General features: G+C 67.6%; 23 protein-coding genes and 1 other RNA gene. 7 read left to right on the top strand and 17 right to left on the bottom strand.

All coding sequences use genetic code 11. The features are described 5' to 3' along the window. Positions 1 to 16: 16 nt before the first annotated feature. The 8 genes from B4K74_RS13105 to ffs form a co-directional block, all read right to left on the bottom strand. The gene (locus tag B4K74_RS13105) at positions 17 to 598 is read right to left on the bottom strand and encodes a hypothetical protein (RefSeq protein WP_286693314.1); all 582 of its coding nucleotides are present in this window, start codon (positions 596 to 598) and stop codon (positions 17 to 19) included. A gap of 3 nt (positions 599 to 601) precedes the next feature. Next, positions 602 to 793: a helix-turn-helix transcriptional regulator gene (locus B4K74_RS13100; RefSeq protein WP_123288508.1), complete on the bottom strand. Its 192-nt coding sequence runs from the start codon at positions 791 to 793 to the stop codon at positions 602 to 604. Positions 794 to 800: 7 nt separating this feature from the next. Then, positions 801 to 1,253, bottom strand: a complete 453-nt coding sequence (locus tag B4K74_RS13095; RefSeq protein WP_286693313.1) for a hypothetical protein — start codon at positions 1,251 to 1,253, stop codon at positions 801 to 803. An 89-nt stretch (positions 1,254 to 1,342) separates the two neighbouring features. Further along, a complete protein-coding gene (gene rmuC / locus B4K74_RS13090; protein WP_286693312.1) occupies positions 1,343 to 2,596 on the bottom strand; it encodes a DNA recombination protein RmuC in 1,254 nt (417 codons plus the stop codon). Between the two features lie 332 nt (positions 2,597 to 2,928). Then, a complete protein-coding gene (gene recR, locus B4K74_RS13085) occupies positions 2,929 to 3,531 on the bottom strand; it encodes a recombination mediator RecR (protein ID WP_286693311.1) in 603 nt (200 codons plus the stop codon). A gap of 7 nt (positions 3,532 to 3,538) precedes the next feature. Further along, on the bottom strand, positions 3,539 to 3,868 hold the full coding sequence (locus B4K74_RS13080; protein ID WP_286693310.1) for a YbaB/EbfC family nucleoid-associated protein: 330 nt from the start codon (positions 3,866 to 3,868) through the stop codon (positions 3,539 to 3,541). A gap of 93 nt (positions 3,869 to 3,961) precedes the next feature. Next, on the bottom strand, positions 3,962 to 5,827 hold the full coding sequence (locus tag B4K74_RS13075) for a DNA polymerase III subunit gamma/tau (RefSeq protein WP_286693309.1): 1,866 nt from the start codon (positions 5,825 to 5,827) through the stop codon (positions 3,962 to 3,964). A gap of 62 nt (positions 5,828 to 5,889) precedes the next feature. After that, positions 5,890 to 5,985: signal recognition particle sRNA small type (gene ffs, locus B4K74_RS13070), an RNA gene on the bottom strand. 73 nt (positions 5,986 to 6,058) lie between these two features. On the opposite strand from ffs, the gene nudC reads away from it, so the two are divergent. Beyond that, a complete protein-coding gene (nudC, locus tag B4K74_RS13065) occupies positions 6,059 to 6,988 on the top strand; it encodes an NAD(+) diphosphatase (RefSeq protein ID WP_286693308.1) in 930 nt (309 codons plus the stop codon). Position 6,989: 1 nt separating this feature from the next. Here the strand turns inward: nudC and B4K74_RS13060 are convergent, their stop codons facing one another. Further along, positions 6,990 to 7,430 (bottom strand): hypothetical protein, encoded by a 441-nt coding sequence (locus B4K74_RS13060; protein ID WP_286693307.1) that lies wholly within the window; start codon positions 7,428 to 7,430, stop codon positions 6,990 to 6,992. A 77-nt stretch (positions 7,431 to 7,507) separates the two neighbouring features. After that, entirely contained in the window at positions 7,508 to 8,239 is a 732-nt protein-coding gene (locus B4K74_RS13055) for a 3-deoxy-manno-octulosonate cytidylyltransferase (RefSeq protein WP_286693306.1), read from the bottom strand. Between the two features lie 163 nt (positions 8,240 to 8,402). Between B4K74_RS13055 and B4K74_RS13050 the strand changes: the two genes are divergently transcribed. Further along, positions 8,403 to 9,104, top strand: a complete 702-nt coding sequence (locus tag B4K74_RS13050; RefSeq protein ID WP_286693305.1) for a c-type cytochrome — start codon at positions 8,403 to 8,405, stop codon at positions 9,102 to 9,104. Between the two features lie 9 nt (positions 9,105 to 9,113). Here the strand turns inward: B4K74_RS13050 and B4K74_RS13045 are convergent, their stop codons facing one another. Both B4K74_RS13045 and B4K74_RS13040 read right to left on the bottom strand, forming a co-directional pair. After that, on the bottom strand, positions 9,114 to 9,890 hold the full coding sequence (locus tag B4K74_RS13045) for an NlpC/P60 family protein (RefSeq protein ID WP_286693304.1): 777 nt from the start codon (positions 9,888 to 9,890) through the stop codon (positions 9,114 to 9,116). Between the two features lie 79 nt (positions 9,891 to 9,969). After that, a complete protein-coding gene (locus tag B4K74_RS13040; protein WP_286693303.1) occupies positions 9,970 to 11,364 on the bottom strand; it encodes a leucyl aminopeptidase family protein in 1,395 nt (464 codons plus the stop codon). A 91-nt stretch (positions 11,365 to 11,455) separates the two neighbouring features. Here B4K74_RS13040 and B4K74_RS13035 point away from each other — a divergent pair, with 91 nt between their 5' ends. The 4 genes from B4K74_RS13035 (at position 11,456) to thrS (ending at position 15,021) form a co-directional block, all read left to right on the top strand. Continuing rightward, positions 11,456 to 12,220 carry a tetratricopeptide repeat protein gene (locus B4K74_RS13035; RefSeq protein WP_286693302.1) on the top strand — a complete coding sequence of 255 codons (765 nt, stop codon included), beginning with the start codon at positions 11,456 to 11,458 and terminating at the stop codon, positions 12,218 to 12,220. Positions 12,221 to 12,259: 39 nt separating this feature from the next. Then, the gene (locus tag B4K74_RS13030) at positions 12,260 to 12,748 is read left to right on the top strand and encodes an iron-sulfur cluster assembly scaffold protein (RefSeq protein ID WP_286693301.1); all 489 of its coding nucleotides are present in this window, start codon (positions 12,260 to 12,262) and stop codon (positions 12,746 to 12,748) included. Positions 12,749 to 12,820: 72 nt separating this feature from the next. Next, positions 12,821 to 13,099, top strand: coding sequence for a membrane protein insertion efficiency factor YidD (yidD, locus tag B4K74_RS13025; RefSeq protein ID WP_123288572.1), 279 nt, complete (start codon positions 12,821 to 12,823; stop codon positions 13,097 to 13,099). Beyond that, positions 13,096 to 15,021, top strand: a complete 1,926-nt coding sequence (thrS, locus tag B4K74_RS13020) for a threonine--tRNA ligase (protein ID WP_286693300.1) — start codon at positions 13,096 to 13,098, stop codon at positions 15,019 to 15,021. The genes yidD and thrS overlap by 4 nt, the downstream gene beginning before the upstream one ends. A 146-nt stretch (positions 15,022 to 15,167) precedes the next feature. On the opposite strand, the gene B4K74_RS13015 is transcribed toward thrS, so the two are convergent. Continuing rightward, the gene (locus B4K74_RS13015; RefSeq protein ID WP_286693299.1) at positions 15,168 to 15,569 is read right to left on the bottom strand and encodes a hypothetical protein; all 402 of its coding nucleotides are present in this window, start codon (positions 15,567 to 15,569) and stop codon (positions 15,168 to 15,170) included. Positions 15,570 to 15,720: 151 nt separating this feature from the next. Here B4K74_RS13015 and B4K74_RS13010 point away from each other — a divergent pair, with 151 nt between their 5' ends. Then, the gene (locus B4K74_RS13010) at positions 15,721 to 17,061 is read left to right on the top strand and encodes a sensor histidine kinase (protein ID WP_286693298.1); all 1,341 of its coding nucleotides are present in this window, start codon (positions 15,721 to 15,723) and stop codon (positions 17,059 to 17,061) included. Here the strand turns inward: B4K74_RS13010 and lpdA are convergent. Genes lpdA through B4K74_RS12990 form a run of 4 tightly spaced genes read right to left on the bottom strand, consistent with a single transcriptional unit; the run spans position 17,058 to position 21,655 of the window. Beyond that, positions 17,058 to 18,455, bottom strand: coding sequence for a dihydrolipoyl dehydrogenase (lpdA, locus tag B4K74_RS13005; protein ID WP_286693297.1), 1,398 nt, complete (start codon positions 18,453 to 18,455; stop codon positions 17,058 to 17,060). The two genes, B4K74_RS13010 and lpdA, sit on opposite strands and share 4 nt — an antisense overlap. Then, positions 18,452 to 18,910, bottom strand: coding sequence for a hypothetical protein (locus tag B4K74_RS13000; RefSeq protein ID WP_286693296.1), 459 nt, complete (start codon positions 18,908 to 18,910; stop codon positions 18,452 to 18,454). Before B4K74_RS13000 ends, lpdA begins: the two co-directional genes overlap by 4 nt. 4 nt (positions 18,911 to 18,914) lie before the next feature. Next, complete coding sequence (locus B4K74_RS12995; RefSeq protein WP_286693295.1) at positions 18,915 to 20,642, bottom strand: 2-oxo acid dehydrogenase subunit E2; 1,728 nt, start codon at positions 20,640 to 20,642, stop codon at positions 18,915 to 18,917. A gap of 2 nt (positions 20,643 to 20,644) precedes the next feature. Beyond that, a complete protein-coding gene (locus tag B4K74_RS12990; protein WP_349677378.1) occupies positions 20,645 to 21,655 on the bottom strand; it encodes an alpha-ketoacid dehydrogenase subunit beta in 1,011 nt (336 codons plus the stop codon). Positions 21,656 to 21,682 lie beyond the last annotated feature (27 nt).

The raw sequence follows: 21,682 nt of genomic DNA, 5'->3' as shown, positions 1-21,682 counted from the left end.
AGGAAGAGTTCGGGCGCTATTTCAGTCCGCGCCGGGCGCCGGCCACGGCCGAGGCGACCATATAGACGGCCATCATGATGCCGATCATGCCCCAGGCGGTGATGCCCTCGACAAGACCCAGCCGTTCCGAGGCGGCATAGACGAACAGCGCCAGTTGCAGGACCCAGAAGGCCAGCGCGCCCGTCTCGACCATCACCCGCCGCAACATCTCGTCGGCCTGGCGGAACATCATCACATTGGCGACGGTCTGGATGGCCAGGAGGCCGAGGACGATGGCCATGGAGACCTCGGCCGACAGCCAGTTCGACCCGTAGATCGGCACGATCAGGACGATCCCGGCCAGGGTCAGCACCAGAATCTGCAGCAGGCCGCAGCCCTTCGGGACCTCAGTGGGACGCAAGGCAAGGATGCCGCCCATTACCACGCCCATACCGATCAGCACCACGCCGATGAACAGGTTCAGCGCGTCGTCGGCGGGCAGGGCCGCGGCATCGATAAAGCGGGCCGTTGCGGCTCCGACCGCGGCCCCGATGAGGGCCAGCAGGACCAGTCCACCGATCTTGAGAGCCGGGTGGAGCGTGCGTTCATCGGACGTCATGGATCAGTCCTCCAGAAAGATGGATTCAATGGGTTGTTCAAAGACGCGGGCGATCCTGAAGGCCAGCGGCAGCGAGGGGTCGTAACGACCGGTTTCCAGCGCATTGACGGTCTGGCGGGAGACCCCCAGCCGGTCGGCCAGTTCGGCCTGGCTCCAGTTGCGCTCGGCGCGCAGCACCTTGAGACGATTGTTCATGATGCCCTCACCGGTGCCGCAGCCACCAGGCCGCCCAGGCGAAGGCATAGCCGATGGTCTGAAGAAGCAGGACTGCGACAGCTCCGCCCTGAATCAGGTCGACAGGGTCGTAGGCCGCGAACGCCGTCTGCGCCTGCTCCGCATCGATGACCACCATGCCGGTCAAGAGGACGATGCCCCCTATCGCCAGGCCAAAGGTCGAGCCCCACCACCAGGCCCATTTATGGGCTTCGCGGGCGGCTTCATCGAGACCGCGCCACCACCAGGCGCACATCCAGATCACCCCCGCCATGCCCAGGGCGATCACGAACGCCATCACGGCCACGGGCACGGCCCCCAGCGAGCCCATGATCGCCGCCGCCGTGCCGACGATGCCGCCGAACACCATGCAGGTCGCCATCACGGCGGCATACCGAAGCGCGGGGTTGCGCGCGATGCGAGGAGGCTTGGGCGAAGGCATGACAACTGTCCCTGTCTGTTTGACAAGGGTGTTTTACATCACGCGCCGCACAAGTCAAGCACCCTTGTCAAAAAGGAAAGGGATGACGTCTATTCGCCGGATTCCGGGGCTTTCAGCAGTTCCGGACGACTGAGCGCCCGGGGCGAGGCCTCGACCGGCGAAAGGTCCGGCAGCTCCTTGCCCTCATGATCGACGTGCAGATCCTCGAACCGGCGCGCCGACACCATGACCTGGCTTTCGAGTGAGCCGACGAACTGGTTGTACTTGCCCACGGCGGTGTCGAGGGCACGGCCGACGGCGGCCGCATGCCCGCCCATGACCGACAGCCGCTTGTAGAGCTCCTTGCCCAGTCGGGCGACGTCCTCGGCATTCCTCGACTGCTCCTCGGCGCGCCAGCCATAGGCCACCGCCTTGCACAGGGCGAACAATGTGGTGGGCGTGACAATGACCACGCGCGAGGCCATGGCCTGGGTCATCAGCTCGGGCTCATGATCCAGTGCCGCCGCCAGAAAAGCATCGCCCGGCACGAACATGGCGACGAAGTCGGGACTGGGCTGGAACTGGTCCTGATAGGCCTTCGACGCCAGCTGCCGCATATGGGTCTTCATACTGGCGGCGGTGCGCAGCGACGCCGCCTGCTGGCGCTGCTCCTCATCGCCCTCGCCCTGATCGGCAAAGGCCAGCGGCACCTTGGCGTCGATCACGAACATGCCACCACCGGGCAGGCGCACGACAAAGTCCGGCCGTTGCTGGCGGCCGGCCTCATCGGCATTCGAGGTCTGCTCCTCGAAATCGAACCGGCCCGCCATGCCGGCGGCCTCCAGCACATTGCGGCAGGTCTGCTCGCCCCAGCGCCCCCGCCGCCCGGTGTTACCGCGCAGGGCCTCGGTCAGCTTGCGCGCCTCATCCCGCGTGGCCGACGACGCCGTCATCAGCGCCGCCAGCTGTTCCTTCAGCCCGCCGGTCTCCTCCGAGCGGGTCTTCTCCAGCGCCGTCACATGCTCCTGGAATTTAGCCAGGGTGTCGGCCACGGGCTTCAGCTGGGCCTCCATCCGCTCGCGGGCCATCAGTTCGCGATTGCGGAAGGTCTCATCGGTGCGCTTCAGCAGCTCCTCGGCCACGGCCCCGGCCGACTGCGCAGCCTGGACGCGGAGGAATTCGGCATTGGCCGCCGCCTGATCCTCGAACAGCCGCATCCGGGCCTCGGTCTCGGCATGCCGCTCACGCAGCTCCCAGTTCCGGGTTTCTGCGGTCGCGGCCCGGCGGCGCTCCATCAGGGCCCAGGCCAGGGCGATGACAGCGACCACCGAAGCGGCGACAAAGGCAATGAGGGAAGCGTTCATGCTCCGTTCCTAACCTGAGTCAGGAAGAGGGGAAAGGCACGTGGGGCGCGAGGGGCCGCCGGTCCAGGTTCATCACAGAGAACACAGCGAAGAAAAGCCACGAAGACCACAGCGAGGGGGTGCGGGGGGCGACGGCGGCGCATCTTTCATCTCCTCCCCCTCATGGGGGAGGTGGCGCGCCGCGAAGCGGCGAGACGGAGGGGGCGACTCTGCGGGCATCCGTTTTCCCGACGAAGGTCGGGGTCCATAAGGGGATGCAAGCCGTCTGCCTGTTTCTCTGGGCCCCGGCCTGCGCCGGGGAAGCGGAGAGGTGTGTGGGGAGGGCTCAGCCCCTACGTCGGCCGTCTTGCACGCATGGCCTGGATGATGGTGCCGTCGTCCAGCCAGTCGAGGTCGCCGCCGACCGGCACGCCGCGCGCCAGAGAGGTCACGCTGACCCCGGCATTCGCCAGCCGTTCGGCGATATAGTGGGCGGTCGTCTGGCCATCGACCGTGGCCGGCAGGGCCAGCACCACTTCGCGCACGCCGCCTTCGCCGACGCGCGCCACCAGTTCACCGAGCCGCAGCGACTCGGGGCCCACGCCGTCCAGCGCCGACAACAGGCCGCCCAGCATGTGATACCGCCCCCGGAACGCGCCCGAGCGCTCCATGGCCCACAGGGCGCCGGCCTCCTCGACCACGCAGATCAGGCCCGCATCCCGCGCGGGGTCAGCGCACAGGGTGCAGGGGTCGCGGGTGTCGGGCGCGCCGCAGATCGAGCAGGATTTCACCTTGTCCGCCGTCTCGGCCAGCGAGGCCGCCAGCGGCAGCAGCAGTTGCTCGCGCCGCTTCAGCAGGGCCAGCGCCGCGCGCCGGGCCGAGCGCGGCCCCAGCCCGGGCAGTTTCGACAGCAGACCGATCAGCCGCTCGATCTCGGGTCCGGCAGACGCGGCCACCGGCGGATCAGAACAGCTTGGGCATGCCGGGGATATTCATCCCGGCCATGGGGCCCGCGGCCTCGCGCATCAGCACGGAATTGGCCTCGTCCAGCTTGCGCTTGGCATCCGCATGGGCGGCGACGATCAGGTCGGCCAGGATGTCCTGTTCACCGGCCACCATCAGGCTGTCGTCGATCTGGACGCGGGTGACGTCTCCGGGGCCCTTCAGGCTGACGGTCACCAGCCCCCCGCCCGAGGTGCCCTCAGCGGTGGTTTCAGCCATCTTCGCCTGGGCGTCCTGCAGCTTTTGCTGCATCGCCTGGGCCTGTTGCATCAATTGGGTCAGGTCTTTCATGACCCCTATCTAGGATGAAGCGGGCCGTTCCGACAGGGGTCTGTTCCGGTGCAGTGCCCGAGAGATGTTCATGGCCCGCGCTGACAGGTTCCGTCAGGTATCGGGGTCGGGTTCGCCATCCTCATCCGGGTCGTCCGGTATGGCGGGCAGGGAGACCGCAGGCGCCATGTCGCGGATTTCGCCCAGCTTGGCACCGGGGAAGGCCTCCAGCACCGAGCGGATGAAGGGGTCGGCCTCGACCTCGGCTCGGGTCTGTTCGCGGGCCTTGCGTTCCTGTTCGATCAGGGTCTCGCCGCCGCCCTGACCATTGGCAGCGACCAGCCAAGTGCGGCCGGTCCAGTCCTTCAGCCGGCTGGCCAGCTTGCGCGCCAGATCGGGCGGCGTGCCTTGGGCGGGTTCAAACGTCAGCGCCCCGGGGCGAAAGGCGACGGGCCGGACATAGCGTTCTATATCCAGCTTCAGCGCGATCTCGCGCTTCTCATCGATCAGGGCAACCATGGCCTCGAACGTCTGGGGGTCCGGCAGGGCGGGTTCGGCCGCGACGCGCGGCTGGGCCATGGTCGCCTGCGCGCCGCCACCACCGCCTCCGGACCCGCCGCCGCGCGGCGCGGGACCGCCGCCGCCTGTGCCTTCGCCCGACTTCAGGGCCTTCAGCGCCTCTTCCGGCCCCGGCAGATCGGCGGCATAGGCCAGACGGATCAGGGCCATTTCCACGGCATCGGCGGGGTTGGGGGCGCGGCGGGTCTCCTCCAGCGCGCGCAGCAGCATCTGCCAGACCCGGGCGAGCGTTCCGGCCGAGATACCCGCACCCAGCGCCGCGAGCACCCGCGCCTGATCGCCGGGCAGGCGGGTCGCCTCGGGCCCCAGCATCTTGGCGACCGAGGCCGCATGGCAGTGCTCCAGCAGGTCGCCCATGATCTGCACCGGATCGGCGCCATAGCCATACAGGTCGCGGAACATCTCCAGCGCCTCGGGCGTGCGGCCGCCCATGAGGGTTTCGAACAGGGCGATGGTCCGGGTGCGGTCGGCGAGGCCCAGCATGTCCCGGACAACCTCGGCCTTGACCGCTTCACCCTCGCCACCCTGGACCAGCGCCTGATCCAGCAGCGACAGGCCATCACGCACCGATCCTTCGGCCGCGCGCGAGATCAACGCCAGGGCATCGCGCTCGATCGCCATGCCCTCCTGCTGGGCCACCCGGCCCAGGTGATCGATCAGGATTTCGGGCTCCACCCGCCTCAGGTCAAACCGCTGGCAGCGGCTGAGAATCGTCACCGGAACCTTGCGGATCTCGGTGGTGGCAAAGATGAATTTGGCGTGGGGCGGCGGCTCTTCCAGCGTCTTCAGCAGGGCGTTGAAAGCCTGGTTCGAGAGCATGTGCACCTCGTCCAGCACATAGACCTTGTAGCGCGCCTCGACCGGGCCATAGCGGACACTGTCCAGAATCTCGCGGATGTCGCCCACGCCGGTGTGGCTGGCGGCGTCCATCTCCATGACGTCCATGTGCTGGCCGGCCATGATCGCAGCGTCATGCTGACCGTTGGGCGTCAGGGCCAGCGACGGCTTGTCGATTCCGGGGGCCTGATTGTTGAGGGCCCGGGCCAGCAGGCGGGCCGTGGTCGTCTTGCCCACCCCGCGTACGCCGGTCAGCATGAAGGCGTGGGCGATGCGGCCGGTCTCGAAAGCATGCGTCAGGGTGCGGACCATAGCCTCCTGACCGATCAGGTCCTCGAAGGTCGTCGGCCGATATTTGCGGGCCAGCACCTGATAGGCCGCCGAGGGCGCGTCCTTGACCGGGACAGGCGCAGGCTCGGGCAGCGGCGCGAGTTCGGGTTCCGGCGCAGGCTCCGGCGCCGCCGGGGCACCGAACATGTCATCGGTGTCAGGATCGCGCTCGACCGACTCCGCGCCCTGCGTGTCGTCGTCTTCCCACGGCGGAATCGGGTCCATGTCGCTCATGGGCTTGTCATAGCCCGTGACGCGATCCCGGGCGAGGCCGGATGACGGTTTTGCTGAGGGGGAAAAGGTGGAGACCGCGACCCGAAGGGGAATTCGTTGTGGCTGCTGCCTTCCGGCCCTGACCAGGTTGGCGAAGCCTTCGCCCGCGATCTCCACCCCCGATATGCGCGTTCAGCTTCGCGAGATCAAGATGCCTTACGGATCGCGGCGGCCAGCGCTATGGAAGGCGCCATGTCCGCGCCCGTCGTCACCGCCTTTTCCGCCTCGCCGCTCGACCGGGGGGGCGACAGCCGCAATGACCCCGACTGGATGGCCGCGCGTACGGCCGATCCCGCCGCCCTGTCGCTGGCGATGATCGAGGGACGACCCCGCCTTGAAGCCGTCGACGGTCAGGACCGGCTGGCCTGGGCGCCCCTGTCGCGCCTTCTGCCCCTGTCGAACGTCGAACCGGTCTTTCTGGGATTCTGGAAGGAGGCGCCCGTCTTTGCCTCTTCGGTCCCCGAGGCCCGGGCCGCTGAGCTTGAGACGCTGATGGGGCCCGGCGACCAGCCCGATATGCGGGCGGCGGCCGCCCGTCTGCCGATGGGCGATCTGGCCATGGCGGGGGCGGCCAAGGGCCTGTTCGACTGGCATGGGCGTAATCGCTTTTGCCCCGGCTGCGGACAGGAGACGCAGGTCGCCTCGGGCGGATGGCGCCGCACCTGCGCCACCTGCGCGGTCGAGCACTACCCCCGCGTCGACCCGGTCTGCATCATGCTGCCGGTCTTTTCGGGCGGGTCCGAGCCGATCTGCCTGTTGGGCCGCCAGGCCGCCTGGCCCGCCGGGCGGATGTCGGCCCTGGCGGGTTTCATGGAGCCCGGCGAAAGCCTTGAGGAGGCCTGCGCGCGCGAGGTGAAGGAAGAGGCCGGGCTGACGGTCACCCGCGTTCGCTATCTGGCCAGCCAGCCCTGGCCGTTTCCGCACCAACTGATGCTCGGTCTGATCGCCGAGGTCACCGACGACAGGGCCCAGCCGGACCTGACCGAACTGGAGGCCGTCGCCTGGCTGACCCGGGCCGAAGCCCGGGCCGTGCTGGACGGACGCCACCCGGATATCGTGGCGCCCTTCCCTTTCGCCATCGCCCACACCCTGCTCAGAGCGTGGGCGGACGGCGAGGCCTGACTCAGTCGGCGCTGTAGGCGCGCACACCCCAGTTGCAGCTGCCCTGGCAGGTGACCATGCCGACGTCGACGGTATAGCGGCCGCCCCGGGCGCCATCCACGATCACCATCGGTACATCGTCCGGCTCTTCATCGCGGCCCACTTCATTGCCCGAGGAGTCGCGCACGATCATATCGAGGTCGGAACAGTTCTCGTCACAGGCGCCGATCAGGACATAGGTGCCTCCCGCGCTCAGATTGAAGGTCACGGTCTGGACATTGCCGGCGGACTGGCGGCCGGCCTGTGAGGCCGTACTGGAAAAGCCGAACTCGTTCTCGACCTGCTCGAACAGGTAGTCGACCATGGCCGCACCTGTCGGATCCTGCGCCTGGGCGGCGGTGGGGACGAGCGCGAGGGCAGCAAGACCGACGGCGCCGGCCGCGGCAGCGAAAATTCTGTTCATGAAGGTATTTCCTATGATTGAACCGCGACGCTGCACCGTTTTCAGATAACGCGCAAATGACAGGGTCTGACGGCCCGTCAGCCGCGTCCCGCCCGCAGGCGCGCCTCGGCCAGGTCGCCGGAGTTGTCGATCGAAAGGGGGGCGTCGGCGATCACCGCCGCATGGATACCCAGCCCCATTTCCATCGCCCGCAGCTGTTCCAGCTTCTCGCGGCGCTCCAGCGGCGAGGGCGGGGCGGCACAGAAGGCCTCCAGCGCGGCCCGGCGATAGCCGTACAGGCCCACATGCCGCCAGACGGGGCCGTCGCCATACAGGGTGGAGCGGGTGAAATAGAGGGCGCGGCCCTCGGTCCCTTCCGGCGCCATCGCCAGCACCGCCTTGACCACATCGGGATTGGTCCGGTCGTCCGGTCCCGACTCGGGTGCCACCAGGGTCGCGATATCGCACTCCGGATGTCGGGCCAGCAGGTCGATGCAGAGCGCCGAAATGCCGGGGTCGGCGAAGGGCATGTCGCCCTGCAGATTGACGACCACGTCGTGTCGGCCCTCCGGATCCAGAGCCTGCAGCGCCGCCCGGATACGGTCCGATCCCGAGGGCAGGGCCGGATCGGTCAGCACAGCCCGGCCACCATCTGCCTCGACGGCCTCGACGATTTCGGAATCCCCCGCCGCCACCGCAACCGCCAGACCCGAGGCCCGGGCCTGACGGCTGGCCCGGACGATCATGGGCAGGCCGCCAATGTCGGCCAGCGGCTTTCCGGGCAGGCGGGTGGCGGCCATGCGGGCCGGAATCAGGATCAGGGGGTTCATCGGGGCTCGGTCAGCGGGGTCTTTGGTCGCAGCCGGGCGTCAAACCCAACCGGACAGTTGCGAAGGCCGCATTACCGTGTCAGAGACGCGTCCGCGAAACAATGCCTGCGACCCTGCCACCGGCTGACGACGCGGGCCCTTCAGATACGGGACTGACGACCGGATGAGCGGCAACCTCGAGTGGAACAAGATTTTTGGTGCGGGCCTGGCGACGGTCTTCACGATTCTGGTTGTCCAGCAGGCCTCGGGCTTCGTCTATGAGACGAAGGCCCCCGAGAAGATGGGCTATGCGGTCGAAGTCCCCGAAGGCGGGGCCGAGGGTGGGGCCGAGGCGGCGCTGCCGCCCGATTGGGGCACGCTGATTCCCGTGGCCGACCTCGCCGCCGGTGAAGCCGCGTTTGCGCGCTGCCAGGCCTGCCACACGATCAATGCCGGCGGCGCCAACGGCATCGGCCCGAATCTGTACGGTGTCATCGGTCGCGCCGTCGCCGGTCACGCCGGCTTTGCCTATTCGGACGCCATGATCGCCCACAAGGCCGAGGACCCGACCTGGTCGCTCGATGCCATGGACCAGTTCATCACCGCCCCGGCCCGCTATGTCTCGGGCACCAAGATGTCGTTCGCCGGTCTGCGCGACACCGAGACCCGCGTGAACCTGATCGCCTGGCTGATGAGCCAGGGCTCGAGCGGCTATGCGGTTCCGGCTCCGGACCCCGCGCGCCAGCCCGGTGCTGCTGCAGGCGAAGCCGGTGAAGCGGGCGAAGGCGAAGCGGCCGCCCCGATCGATGGTGCTGCCGGCCAACCCGTCATCGAAGAGACGGACGCCGCGCCTCCGGCCTCGGACAGCGCGCCCACCGGCGGCTGATCGCCTTCTCTACAGTCGTCTGAAGATCGGCGCGTCGAAACCCTCGGCGCGCTGATTCGCGTCGACTTCTGCCAGAGGCTGGCGACAGACTTCGCCCGCCCGGCCAGAAGCGTGCATCACAGTGTCCGCATCCATCGCGATCGCCGAGTGACCCGTCCAGCCGGGGCCGCCGGTCGGATGGAGCCACAGCACCAGATCGCCGCGCCGCAGATCATCAGCGGCGACGGTCCGGCCCAGCTCGGCCTGGCCGTCGGTGTAGCGGGGGCCCGCCCGACCACAGGCGATCAGGCACGCCTGAACCATGGCCGCGCAATCCATGCCCTGTTCCGAGCGGCCGCCGAGCGCATGAGGCAGGCCCACCAGTCTCTCGGCCACCGTGGCCAGATCGTCTTCGAACTGGCCCAATGGCATCAAGGCCACATCGCCGCCCGCGTCTTGTGAAGGATCGACCAGAGCATTGAGGGGCAGCACGCCCCCGGGGCCCGTCACCCTGTGGGTGGGGACCATCACACCGTGATGGACCGCGCCCGCATCAACCCAGCCCACGACTCCGTCGCGGCGGCAGCGGCCCCAGTGGCGGCCCTGCTCGATGAGCAGGCTGTCGAACGCCTCGCCGAACAGCAGCTGGGAAATGCGGTTGCCGTCATCATCGTGGACATCCGCGACCGGCCCCGCCGTCTGGAACGCCTCGGTCGGACGATAGGCGCGCGCGGACACAATCCCTTCCAGTGCCGCCTCGGCAAGGTCGGGTCGCATCAGCAGGGCGCGGGGTTCGACGTCGATCATCACATGCGGCGGCGGGTGGGTCCGGATTCCGCGCCACCCTGCACCGACAAGGCGAAGGTCGCGTTAACGCCGCCCCGATTCAGCCGGGATAACGTGCCTCCAGCATCTCGAAGGCGGCGCGCATCGCCTGGACTTCGCCGCCCTGCGGCCAGCCGGCGCGCCCGCGCGGGTTCCAGGCGAAGATGTCCATATGAGCCCAGGCCCCGGTCTCCGGCGCGAAATTCTTCAGGAACAGGGCCGCCGTCACCGACCCGGCCTGGGCCCAGGCGGCGGAGTCATTCCTGAGGTCGGCGATGTCGCTGTCCAGCGCATCCGCATAGGGCGCCCACAGGGGCATCCGCCACACGGGGTCCTGCACCCGGGCCGAGGCGGCCAGCAGATCAGCGGCCAGCGCTTCGTCGTCCGTATAGAGCGGTGGCAGGTCCGGCCCCAGCGCTATGCGGGCCGCGCCGGTCAGGGTGGCAAAGTCCAGCGTCAGATCGGGCTCCAGCTCTCCGGCGCGGGCCAGGGCATCGGCCAGGATCAGCCGCCCCTCGGCATCGGTATTGCCGATCTCGATGGTCAGGCCCTTGCGGCTGGACAGGATATCGCCCGGGCGAAAGGCATCGCCCGAGACGGCGTTCTCGACGGCGGGCACCAGCACCACCAGCCGTACCGCGAGACCGGCCCGCATCACCTGCCGGGCCAGCCCCAGCGCATGGGCGGCCCCACCCATGTCTTTCTTCATATTGCGCATGCCGACCCCAGCCTTGAGGTTCAGCCCGCCGGTGTCGAACACCACCCCCTTGCCGACGATCGCCAGCAACGGCAGGTCAGACCGGTCCGTATTCCAGTGGATCTCGATCATACGGGGGGCCCGCGCCGGCACCGCCGCACGGCCGACGGCGTGCACGGCCGGATAGTTGGCGTCGAGCAGGGCATCGCCGGTGATCACGCTGATCGTGGCGCCCGACTCTTCGGCGATCTCGCGCGCCATCGTCTCGATCTGCAGCGGACCCATGTCGGCGGCGGGGGTATCCACCATCTCCCGGACCAGATCGCAGCTGCGCGCCAGATCGAGCACCCGGTCGACGTCCACAGTGTCGGCCACGACCAGCCGGGCGGGAGGCTCGGTCCCGACCGCAGTGTACCGGTCAAAGGCATAGCTGCCGAGGCAGAAGGCCAACGCCGCGAGGTCAGCCTGACCGTCCGGCACCCCGTCCAGCCGCCAGACTCCGCCCGGCAGGCGGTCGGCGAGGGCCCGCAGGGCCATGGGCTCAAAGGCCTTGCCGATGCCGAACAGCGCCTCGGCAATCTCTCCCGCATCATCCGGGCACAGCAACAGCCGCCCCCTCTGCCCCTTGAAACCATTGGCGGAAGCCCAGGCGCCGGCCCGACCGTCCAGCGCTTCGTCCGCGGCAATCAGACGTACGGGGCGGGCCGATTTTGCCTCTTCGGCATCGGCGGCGACCAGAACGGGCAGGCGGCGGGACATGGACTCTCCACGGTCTCTGTGGGGTTAACGAAGGATTGACCGAAGCGGCCCACCCTGACGGTGACCGAAACTCTATCCCCGGGATCGTCCCATGTCGCGCCCACTTCTGCTGATCGCCACCCTCGCCGCCCTCGCCCTGCCTTCTGTGGCTTTGGCGCAGGACCGCCAGCCCGCCTCGGCCGAGACGCGTGCCACCTATGACCGGATGGACCCGCTCAGCCGCTCGCTGTTCTGGCAGCAGGAGTCCGAGATCAACCCCGCCGATCCGGTGGCCGGGGTGCGGCTGGCCCAGGCCCTGCGCGAACTGGGCCAGTTCGATCAGGCGGTTCAGGCCGCCGACAAGGTGCTGGTGGTCCAGCCCGACAACGCCGAGGCCATGATCGAGCTGGGCCGCGCCCACATCGCCCGGGGTCAGGCCTTCTATGGCATCGCGGCCCTCGAACGGGCCCGCGACCTGTTGCCCGGTGACTGGCGTCCGTGGTCGCTGCTGGGCGTGGCCTATCAGCAGGTGCGGCGCGAGGCGGATGCCCAGGTCGCCTGGACCGAGGGCCTGCGCCTGTCGCCCGACAACCCCTCCATCCTGTCGAACATGGCCATGGTGCGCCTGACCTCCGGCGATCTGCCCGGGGCCGAAGCCCTGCTGCGGCGCGCGGCAGTCCAGCCCCAGGCTGGCCTTCAGGTGAAGCAAAATCTGGCGCTGGTGCTGGGCCTGTCCGGCAATCTGGGCGAGGCCGAAACCATCCTGCGCCGCGAACTGCCACCCCAGGTCGCCGACCGGAATCTGGCCTGGATCCGCGAGCGCGCGGCCGGCCCGGTCACCGCCGACAGCGGCCGCACCTGGCAGTCCCTGCAATAGCGTCTTTCGCAGGCCGCGGGTCGCGCCTATGTTTCGTCCATGATCGACGACCTCTACAGCGCCCGGATTCTGGGTCTGGCGGCCAACCTGCCCCACGCCGGACGGCTGGCCCGTGCCGACGGTACCGGTGAGCGCGTGGCCCGGCTGTGCGGCTCGCGCGCCATCGTCGATGTGACCCTGGACGATCAGGGCCGGATCACCGACTTCGCCCAGGACATCAAGGCCTGCGCCCTCGGACAGGCCGCCGCTGGCGTGATCGGCGAGGCCGTCATCGGCGCTACAGCTGATGAGATCACCACCGCTGCAACAGCCCTGACAGACATGCTGAAGACCGGCGGCGAGGGTCCGGAGGGCCGCTTCGAGGGCCTGCGCGTGCTCAAGCCCGTCGCCGACTATCCCCAGCGCCATGCCTCAACCCAGGTGGCCATGGGGGCGCTGGTCGATGCCGTCGAGATGGCGTTGGCGACGTCCTTGGCGACCCGCGACATCCCCGAGGCCGAGCGAACTCGCCGCGCCGGAGCGGCCTGATCCGCCCGGCACTCCCCGAGCTCGCCCGCGGTGCTTGCCCGGGCGGGCGATGCGGGGGATAAGCGCGGCGACATGGCATCCGGCGAAACCCTCTATGAACGCGGCGTCCGCGCGGCCCATCGTGGCTACAAGCTGACCCTGTCGCCCCTGATCGGGCAGTCCTGCCGGTTTTTGCCAACCTGTTCGGACTATGCCCGCGACGCCCTGATCACTCACGGGCCGGTGCGGGGCGGATGGTTGACCGTTCGACGCCTTTGCAAATGCCATCCTTTCGGAAGCTCGGGCTATGACCCGGTTCCGGCGCGGGAGCCCTCCCCTCCCGCGATCCAGACAACGAAGACAGACCCATGATCGACCTGAAATTCCCCGACGGTGCCGTCCGCCAGTTTCCGTCCTCGACGACAGGCCGGCAGGTGGCCGCCTCCATCTCGCCCTCGCTGGCCAAGAAGGCTGCCCTGGCCGAGATCAATGGCGAGCAGCGCGACCTCGATCGCCCGATCGAGACTGGCGGCGATTTCCGCCTGCTGATGCGGGATGATCCGGCAGCGCTGGAAACCATCCGCCACGACGCCGCCCATGTGCTGGCCCAGGCGGTGCAGGAGCTGTTCCCCGGCACCCAGGTGACCATCGGTCCGGCGATCGACGACGGCTTCTATTATGATTTTCATCGGGAAGAGCCGTTCTCGACCGACGACTTTGCCGCGATTGAAAAGCGCATGGGCGAGATCGTCGACCGCGACGAGAAGCTGGTCCGCGAGGTCTGGGATCGCGACGAGGCCATCATCTATTTCGACAGCATCGGTGAGCGCTTCAAGGCCGAGTTGATCCGCGACCTGCCGGAAAACGAGGTCATCACCGTCTATCGCACGGGCAAGTGGCTGGACCTGTGCCGGGGGCCGCACTTCCCCTCGACCAAATTCGTGGGCAAGGCCTTCAAGCTGACCAAGCTGGCCGGGGCCTATTGGCGCGGCGACCACCGCAATCCGCAGCTGCAGCGCATCTATGCGACGGCCTGGGCTTCGAAAGAGGATCTGGACGCCCACCTCAAGCGGCTGGAAGAGGCGGAGAAGCGCGACCACCGCAAGCTGGGCCGCGCCATGGAGCTCTTCCACATGCAGGAAGAGGGCCGCGGCATGGTCTTCTGGCACCCCAAGGGCTGGGTGCTGTGGCAGGTGATCGAGGCCTATATGCGCCGCCGCCTGAACGCCGCCGGCTATGTCGAGGTCAAGACGCCCCAGGTGCTGGACCGCAAATTCTGGGAAGCCTCGGGCCACTGGGACAAATATCGCCCGAACATGTTTGTCTGCGAAACGGTCGAGGGCGAGGAGCTCAGCCTCAAGCCGATGAACTGCCCGGGGCACGTGCAGATCTTTGATCAGGGCCTGCGGTCCTATCGTGAACTGCCCCTGCGCATGGCCGAGTTCGGCGCCTGCCACCGCTATGAGCCGTCCGGCGCCCTGCACGGCCTGATGCGGGTGCGCGGCTTCGTCCAGGACGATGCCCACATCTTCTGCCGCGAGGACCAGATCGTCGAGGAGACCTCGCGCTTCATCGACCTGGCGCGCAGCGTTCACGCCGACCTCGGCATGGAAACCGCCTATATCAGCCTCGGCACCCGGCCCGAGGTTCGTGCGGGTACGGATGAATTCTGGGACAAGGCCGAGGCCCAGATGGCCGAAGCCGCCCGCGCGGCCGGGACCGAGCCCGTCGTGACCGAGGGCGACGGGGCCTTCTATGCCCCCAAGCTGGACTTTGTCGTCAAGGATGCCATCGGTCGCGAATGGACCTGCGGAACCATCCAGCTGGACTATGTCCTGCCCGAACGTCTGGGTGCGGAATATGTCGGAGAGGACGGCGCCAAGCACCGGCCCGTCATGCTGCACCGGGCCATTCTGGGCTCGTTCGAGCGGTTCATCGGCATCATGATCGAGAACTATGCCGGGGCCTTCCCGCTCTGGCTGGCGCCGGTCCAGATCGTGGTTGCCACCATCGTCTCGGACGCCGACGACTATGCGAAGCAGGTGGCCGAGAAGTTCAAGGCCGCCGGCCTGCGTGTCGAGACCGATCTCCGCAACGAGAAGGTCGGCTACAAGGTGCGCGAGCACTCCGTCGCCAAGGTCCCGGTGATCGCCGTAGTCGGCAAGAATGAGGCCGAGGAGGGCAAGGTCGCCATCCGCCGTCTCGGCTCACAAGGCCAGGAGATCGTCTCGATCGAGGAAGCCATCCGTATCCTGACGGATGAGGCCACCCCGCCCGACCTCAAACGGGGATAGTCTCGTCCGGGTCGGTATCGGAGCGGGTCGGCGCCGGTCGAATGGTGCCTATCCGCGTCTCGCCGCAGAAGGACGCGGCGCAACGTCCCGACTGATACAAGGATCGGGGCCGGTCGTCACGGCCGGCCTCCTTTCAAGGTCCGGCCTCAGCCGCTGACGAAGGCCACGGTGAACTTGCCGTCGGTATAGCCGCCGATGCCCCAGGTCAGCATCGGACCACTTTCGAAGAAGACTTCATAGGTCTCGACGCGCTCGGTGCCTTCGCCCTCGGCGCTGACGAAGGCCATGTCGCTGATCGGGCCCAGCGACTGCAGGGCCGGGCCGATCTGGTCGACCTGTTCATTGCAGGCGGTCAGCAGTTCCGCGGCCATCAGGTCGGCCGGACATTCGCCGTCGGCGGTCGCGGTGATCATCCGCGTCAGCGAGGCGCTGTACTGGCCGTCCTGAGCCGGGGCAGCCTCATGACCGGCGTGGGGGTCCTGGGCATTCGCGGCACCGGCCAGGGCCACGCCGGCCACCACGGTCGCCATCATCAGGGAAAGTCGCATGGGGTATCCTCCATCTGGGGTTGCTCCAACGATGCGTCATGCCCTCGCTCCACTCAAGTGAAAGTGCCGTAATGGAGGGCTACTCGATTGCGCTCCTGATTCATGCTCGCTTAGGAAGAATGAGGCATAAACTGGGCCACGGAGCGTCCCAATGCCTGATACTGCGTCCCCTGTACCCCCACCCCTGCTTCACCGCCTGATCGCGGCAGGGCATCTGCGCTACTGGCTGATCGCCAGCTGGGCCCTTCCGCTTTCGGCCGTGACATCATGGCGGATCGCCCTGGCCTGGTATCTGGTCGCAACCCTTTCCGGCATCGCCCGCACCATCGTCGAAACCCGGGTAAACCTGCAGGATGCACGCCTCCACGCGAGACTGAAGCTGGTTACGGCGACCCTTTCCTGCATCGCCTGGGCTGCGGCGCCGCTTATCGCCGCCCTGCACGGAGGAGCCTATGGTGTGACGGTTGCTGTTGCCCTGCTGTTCGCGGGCTATGTGCTGGTGTTCACCCAGATGCGTGCGGCCCCGCATGAGGCCCTGCTGGTGTCCCTGCCCTACACAGCCGTCACCGCCTATCTGCTGGCAGCCCTGTGGGGCACGTCGGCCTTCCTGCTGGGACTGTCCATTGTACCCGTGATCGGCCTCGCCCTGATGATCAAGGTCGCCGTGACCCAGATGAAAGACGCGGAACTGGAGGCGATCAACGCCGCACAGGCCGTGCTGATCACGGACCTTGCCGCCGCCCGCGATCGCGCCGATGCGGCCAATGCCGCCAAGTCGAACTTTCTGGGTGTGGTATCCCACGAACTGCGCACCCCGATGAACGGCGTATTGGGCGCTGCACAGATCCTGCAAATGTCAGGCCTGAACGACAAGCAGACGGAAATGGTCGGAATCATCCGCAATTCAGGCGACAGCCTGATGGGGCTGCTCAACGATATTCTCGACATGACCAAGATTGAGGCAGAGCAGATGGAGCTTCGGCTTCAGATCTACCCGACGCAGGACCTGATACAGCAGATGATCGGGCCCTTCGGCGCCCAGGCCGAGGCCCGCGGACTGGCTTTTGCCCTCGACACCGCAGGCGACCTTCCGTCCCATCTGGTGGTCGATCCGCTTCGGCTTTGTCAGATCACCCACAACCTGCTGGGCAATGCGATCAAGTTTACAGAGCGCGGAACCGTGGGCCTGACCGTCACCGCCCGCGACGCCGGCGGCGGTCGCAGCCGTCTTCAGGTGGCTGTCAGCGACAGCGGCATCGGGATCAGGCCGGACGATCTGGAGCGGTTGTTCCAGCCCTTTGCCCAGGTTGATGACTCCTCCACCCGCCGCTTTGGGGGCACTGGGCTGGGACTCAGCATCTGCCACAGGCTGGCGCGGCTGATGGGGGGCGACATCACCGTGCGCTCCATACCCGGCGAAGGATCGGTCTTCACATTCGACGCCTGCTTCGACCGGGACGCCGTGCGGTCCGAAGGCGCACTCGCCGCCTAGATGTGAATCGCGTGGCCCAGCGCGCGCAAGGACGCCTCGTGGAAGGCTTCGCCCATGGTCGGGTGCACGTGGATGGTCCCGGCCACATCCTCCAGCACCGCGCCCATTTCCAGCATCTGGGCAAAGCTGTTCGACAGCTCCGACACATGCTGGCCGACGGCCTGAATGCCGAGGATGCGGTGATCCGTCTTTGACGCCAGCACCCGCACGAACCCGCCGTCGTCACCGGCCTCCAGCGCCAGCGCACGGCCGATGGCCATGAAGGGGAAGATGGCGGTGATCACATCGTCACGGCCCGCGACATCCTGCGGCCCCAGCCCCGCCGAGACGATTTCAGGCTCGGTGAAGCACACCGCCGCAATGGTCACCGGATCAAACCGCTTGTCATGGCCCGCGATGATTTCCGCGACCACCTCGCCCTGGGCCGAGCCCTTGTGGGCCAGCATGGGTTCGCCGGTCAGATCGCCGACGGCCCAGACGTTCTTCATGCTGGTGGCGCAGCGGTCGTCGATCTTCACGAACGGCCCGGCCATGGCCACGCCCATATTCTCCAGACCCCAGCCCTTGGTGCGGGGGCGGCGACCGACGGTGACCAGCACCTTGTCGGCCTTGAGCTGCAGCGCCTTGCCGTCCTTGTCGGTGACGTTCAGCGCGCCCTTTTCAAAGCTGCCCGCCTTCGCGCCCAGATGCAGCTCGACGCCGTGCTTTTCGAGCCATTTGGCGACCGGATCGGTGAGCGCCTTGTCATAGAGCGGCAGCAGGCGGTCGGCCATTTCGACGATGGCGACCTCGGCCCCCAGCTTGCGATAGGCAATGCCCAGCTCCAGCCCGATATAGCCGCCGCCCACCACGACCAGCCTGTTCGGCACCTTGTCCAGCGCCAGCGCCTCGGTCGAGGAAATCACATCGCCGCCGAACGGCAGGAAGGGCAGTTCGACCGGCTCGGAGCCCGTGGCCAGGATCACGTGCTCGGCCGAAATGGTGATGTCGCCGTCAGCGGTCTTCACCGTGCAGGTCTTGGCGTCCGAGAACTGGGCCCAGCCGTTGACGACCTTGACCTTGGCCTTCTTCAGCAGGGCCGCGACCCCGCCGTTCAGCTTACGGACAATGCCGTCCTTCCAGGCCATGGTGGCCTTCAGGTCAATGGCCGGCTTCGACGCCGTAATGCCCAGCGTCCCGCCATCTGCAGCCTTGGCCACCGTCTCGAATTTCGAGGCCGCATGGATGATCGCCTTGGACGGAATACAGCCGACGTTCAGGCAGGTGCCGCCAAGGCCGTCGCCGCCATCCACCAGAATGGTGTCGAGGCCCAGCTGGCCACAGCGGATCCCCGCCACATAGCCGCCGGTGCCGGCACCGATGATGAGGACTTTGGTTTTGAGGGTTTGGGTCATTGGGCCTCAGCGCGGATGGTTTCGATGACAGCATTGGCGCGCGGAGTTGTGAGCGGCTCCACGTGCTGGACCCTCGGCGTGTCAAAGGGAGAGCCGATGAACACGAGAACCCGATCCCCAACACCCATGCCTTGGTACCACCCCGAATTGATCAGAGTGCCGCAGGTATTGATCACCAAGTCGCCGTCTGTTTCGAAGGTTTCCGCCTCGGTGCGGCGAAACCATTCGATCGGTTGGAATCTTACGAAGGGAACGATTGAATCAGCGGGGTCAATCGCAATCACTTCGGCCACGTAGATCTCGGTCGATTCAGTCAACAAGCTTTGCTGGAAGCCCTCTTCCACCTGCTCTGGGGTCGGCGGCACCCAGTCCTTAGGGCGACGACAAGCGAGAGCGGGTGACGCGATCGACACAATCGTAAGCGCGACAATGGCGGCGCTGCAGAGCTTTCTCATACCCTCACCCCATCCACAGCGTCGCCGGGTGCTCCAGCAACCCCTTGATGCGCTGCACGAACACCGCCGCGTCATGGCCGTCGACGATGCGGTGATCGAAGCTGGAGGACAGGTTCATCATCTTGCGCACGACCATCTGCCCGTCCTTGACCACCACGCGTTCGGCGATCTTGTTGGGGCCGACGATGGCGACCTCGGGGTGGTTGATGATCGGGGTGTGGACCACCCCGCCCAGCGTGCCCAGAGAGGTGATGGTGATGGTCGAGCCCGACAGTTCGTCGCGTTTGGCCGAGCCGTCCTTGGCCGCGCCCGAGACGCGGGCGATCTCCAGCGCCGTGTCGTACGGATCGCGCGCCTCGGCGTGGCGGACGACGGGGACCATCAGGCCGTTCGGGGTCTGGGCCGCGATGCCCAGGTGGACGGCGTTGTGCGTCGTCAGCACCCCGCCCTCGTCGTCATAGTGGCTGTTGATGGTCGGCTGGTCGCGCAGGGCCACAACGATCGCGCGGGCGATGAAGGGGAGGACGTTCAGCTTGGGCTGGTCCTTGGTGCGCGTCGTATTCAGATGCGCCCGCAGCTCCTCGACCGCCGTCATGTCGATTTCCTCGACATAGGTGATGTGCGGGATGCGACGCACGCTCTCGGCCATCTTCTCCGCGATCTTGCGGCGCAGGCCGATGATGCGGGTCTCGGTCGTGCCCTCGGCCCGGGCATAGGTCGAGGCCGATGATCCGGAGGCGGACGATCCACGGCTGCCCGAAGCGACGTAAGCGTCGAGATCGCCATGCTCGATGCGCCCGGCCGGGCCGGAGCCAGGCACGAACTGCAGCTCGACCCCCAGATCGCGGGCCCGCTGGCGCACGGCGGGCGAGGCCAGCGGGCGTTCGCCCCGCGCGGACAGGGTGCGGGTAACCTCGCCCCCTCCACCCCGCTTCGCGGGGTCCCCCTCCCCCGCACGCGGGGGAGGAGCTGAGGCGACGGATTTCGATCTTCCCCCGTCCTTCACGGGGGAGGGGGACCGCGAAGCGGTGGAGGGGGCGGAAGCAGGCACCGACGCCGCCACATTACCCTTGCCCTCAACCGCAAAGCTGACCAGCGGCCCACCCACAGCCAGTTGCTGGCCCGGTTCGCCGTGCAGGGCCACCACTGTGCCGGCGACCGGGCTGGTCAGTTCGACGGTCGCCTTGTCGGTCATGATGTCGGCGATGATCTGGTCTTCCTCGACCGCGTCCCCGACCTTGACGTGCCAGCCGGCCAGCTCGGCCTCGGCCGTGCCCTCGCCGACGTCGGGCAGTTTGAATACGTAGTTGGCGCCGGAGGGAGGCGGTTGCGCCGCCCCCTCCACCGCTCCGCGGTCCCCCTCCCCACCAGCGTGGGGAGGTGAGCTCTGGTCTGCCTTCACCTCTCCACTGTGTGGGGAGGTGGCTCCGCGCTCTTGCGCGGAGACGGAGGGGGCAGCACCGCCGTCAGAGGCCGCCGCATTCCCCGCGCCCTCGACCTCGAACTCCACCAGCGGCGAGCCCACCGCCAGCTGCTGGCCCGGTTCGCCGTGGGCGGCGGTCACCGTGCCGGCGACGGGCGAGGTCAGTTCGACCGTCGCCTTGTCGGTCATGATGTCGGCGAGGATCTGGTCCTCCTCGACGCGGTCGCCGACCTTGACGTGCCAGCCGACCAGTTCCGCCTCGGCCGTGCCTTCGCCCACGTCGGGCAGTTTGAACACATAGCGTCCCATGCTCAGCGCCCTCCGTTCATGGTCGATTTCAGGGCCTCGGCCACCCGTTCGGGGCCGGGGAAATATTCCCACTCAAAGGCGTGCGGATAGGGGGTGTCCCAGCCGCAGACCCGCGCAATCGGCGCCTCAAGGTGATAGAAACAGCGCTCCTGCACCAGAGCCGACAGTTCTGCTCCGTATCCGGAGGTTTTCGGCGCTTCGTGCACAATGACGCAGCGGCCAGTCTTCTTGACGCTGGCCTCGATGGCCTCGATGTCCAGCGGCACCAGCGAGCGCAGGTCGATCACCTCGGCGTCGACGCCCGCGTGCTCGGCCCCGGCCAGCGACACCCAGACCATGGTGCCCCAGGCCAGGATGGTGACGTCGGCGCCTTCCTTCATGATCCGCGCCTTGCCCAGCGGCACGGTGTATTTTTCGGCCGGGACCTGGGCCAGCTCCTGGGCCTTCCAGGGCGAGACCGGCTTTTCGTGCCAGCCGTCGAACGGGCCGTTGTAGAGACGTTTCGGCTCGAAGAAGATGGTCGGATCGTCGTCCTCGATACAGGCGGTCAGCAAACCCTTGGCGTCATAGGGGTTGCTGGGCACCACGACCTTCAGGCCGGCGATGTGGGTGAACAGGCTTTCGGGGCTCTGGCTGTGGGTCTGGCCGCCGAAGATGCCGCCGCCATAGGGCGAGCGCACCGTGATCGGGCTGGTGAACATGCCGGCCGAGCGATAGCGCAGCTTGGCTGCCTCCGAGACGATCTGGTCATAGGCCGGATAGATGTAGTCGGCGAACTGGATCTCGACGACGGGCCTGAGGCCATAGGCCCCCATGCCGATGGCGGCGGCGACGATGCCGCATTCGCTGATCGGGGCGTCGAAGCTGCGCGTCAGGCCGTGCTTTTCCTGCAGCTTGTCGGTGACGCGGAAGACGCCGCCGAAATAGCCCGCGTCCTCGCCGAACGAGAGCACATTCGGGTCCTCGGCCATCTTGGCGTCGAGCGCCGAGTTCAGCGCCTGGATCATGTTCATCGGCTGGACGGCCGCGCGCGCATCGGT

Origin of the sequence: Brevundimonas sp. UBA2503 (genome assembly GCF_002341485.1) — a bacterium.
Taxonomy (GTDB): Bacteria; Pseudomonadota; Alphaproteobacteria; order Caulobacterales; family Caulobacteraceae; genus Brevundimonas; species Brevundimonas halotolerans.
The sequence above is the reverse complement of the archived record's forward strand: the minus strand, read 5'-3'. Positions and strand labels throughout refer to the sequence as shown.

Coding starts and splice junctions, on each gene's coding strand:
- B4K74_RS13050 (WP_286693305.1), top strand. CDS start 8,403: ATGAGCGGCAACCTCGAGTGGAACAAGATTTTTGGTGCGGGCCTGGCG.
- B4K74_RS13080 (WP_286693310.1), bottom strand. CDS start 3,868: ATGAAAGACCTGACCCAATTGATGCAACAGGCCCAGGCGATGCAGCAA.
- B4K74_RS13100 (WP_123288508.1), bottom strand. CDS start 793: ATGAACAATCGTCTCAAGGTGCTGCGCGCCGAGCGCAACTGGAGCCAG.
- B4K74_RS13010 (WP_286693298.1), top strand. CDS start 15,721: ATGCCTGATACTGCGTCCCCTGTACCCCCACCCCTGCTTCACCGCCTG.
- B4K74_RS13035 (WP_286693302.1), top strand. CDS start 11,456: ATGTCGCGCCCACTTCTGCTGATCGCCACCCTCGCCGCCCTCGCCCTG.
- rmuC (WP_286693312.1), bottom strand. CDS start 2,596: ATGAACGCTTCCCTCATTGCCTTTGTCGCCGCTTCGGTGGTCGCTGTC.
- nudC (WP_286693308.1), top strand. CDS start 6,059: ATGTCCGCGCCCGTCGTCACCGCCTTTTCCGCCTCGCCGCTCGACCGG.
- B4K74_RS13030 (WP_286693301.1), top strand. CDS start 12,260: ATGATCGACGACCTCTACAGCGCCCGGATTCTGGGTCTGGCGGCCAAC.
- B4K74_RS12990 (WP_349677378.1), bottom strand. CDS start 21,655: ATGAACATGATCCAGGCGCTGAACTCGGCGCTCGACGCCAAGATGGCC.
- B4K74_RS13105 (WP_286693314.1), bottom strand. CDS start 598: ATGACGTCCGATGAACGCACGCTCCACCCGGCTCTCAAGATCGGTGGA.
- yidD (WP_123288572.1), top strand. CDS start 12,821: ATGGCATCCGGCGAAACCCTCTATGAACGCGGCGTCCGCGCGGCCCAT.
- B4K74_RS13045 (WP_286693304.1), bottom strand. CDS start 9,890: ATGATCGACGTCGAACCCCGCGCCCTGCTGATGCGACCCGACCTTGCC.
- B4K74_RS13075 (WP_286693309.1), bottom strand. CDS start 5,827: ATGAGCGACATGGACCCGATTCCGCCGTGGGAAGACGACGACACGCAG.
- lpdA (WP_286693297.1), bottom strand. CDS start 18,455: ATGACCCAAACCCTCAAAACCAAAGTCCTCATCATCGGTGCCGGCACC.
- B4K74_RS13040 (WP_286693303.1), bottom strand. CDS start 11,364: ATGTCCCGCCGCCTGCCCGTTCTGGTCGCCGCCGATGCCGAAGAGGCA.
- B4K74_RS13015 (WP_286693299.1), bottom strand. CDS start 15,569: ATGCGACTTTCCCTGATGATGGCGACCGTGGTGGCCGGCGTGGCCCTG.
- B4K74_RS13000 (WP_286693296.1), bottom strand. CDS start 18,910: ATGAGAAAGCTCTGCAGCGCCGCCATTGTCGCGCTTACGATTGTGTCG.
- thrS (WP_286693300.1), top strand. CDS start 13,096: ATGATCGACCTGAAATTCCCCGACGGTGCCGTCCGCCAGTTTCCGTCC.
- B4K74_RS12995 (WP_286693295.1), bottom strand. CDS start 20,642: ATGGGACGCTATGTGTTCAAACTGCCCGACGTGGGCGAAGGCACGGCC.
- B4K74_RS13095 (WP_286693313.1), bottom strand. CDS start 1,253: ATGCCTTCGCCCAAGCCTCCTCGCATCGCGCGCAACCCCGCGCTTCGG.
- B4K74_RS13060 (WP_286693307.1), bottom strand. CDS start 7,430: ATGAACAGAATTTTCGCTGCCGCGGCCGGCGCCGTCGGTCTTGCTGCC.
- B4K74_RS13055 (WP_286693306.1), bottom strand. CDS start 8,239: ATGAACCCCCTGATCCTGATTCCGGCCCGCATGGCCGCCACCCGCCTG.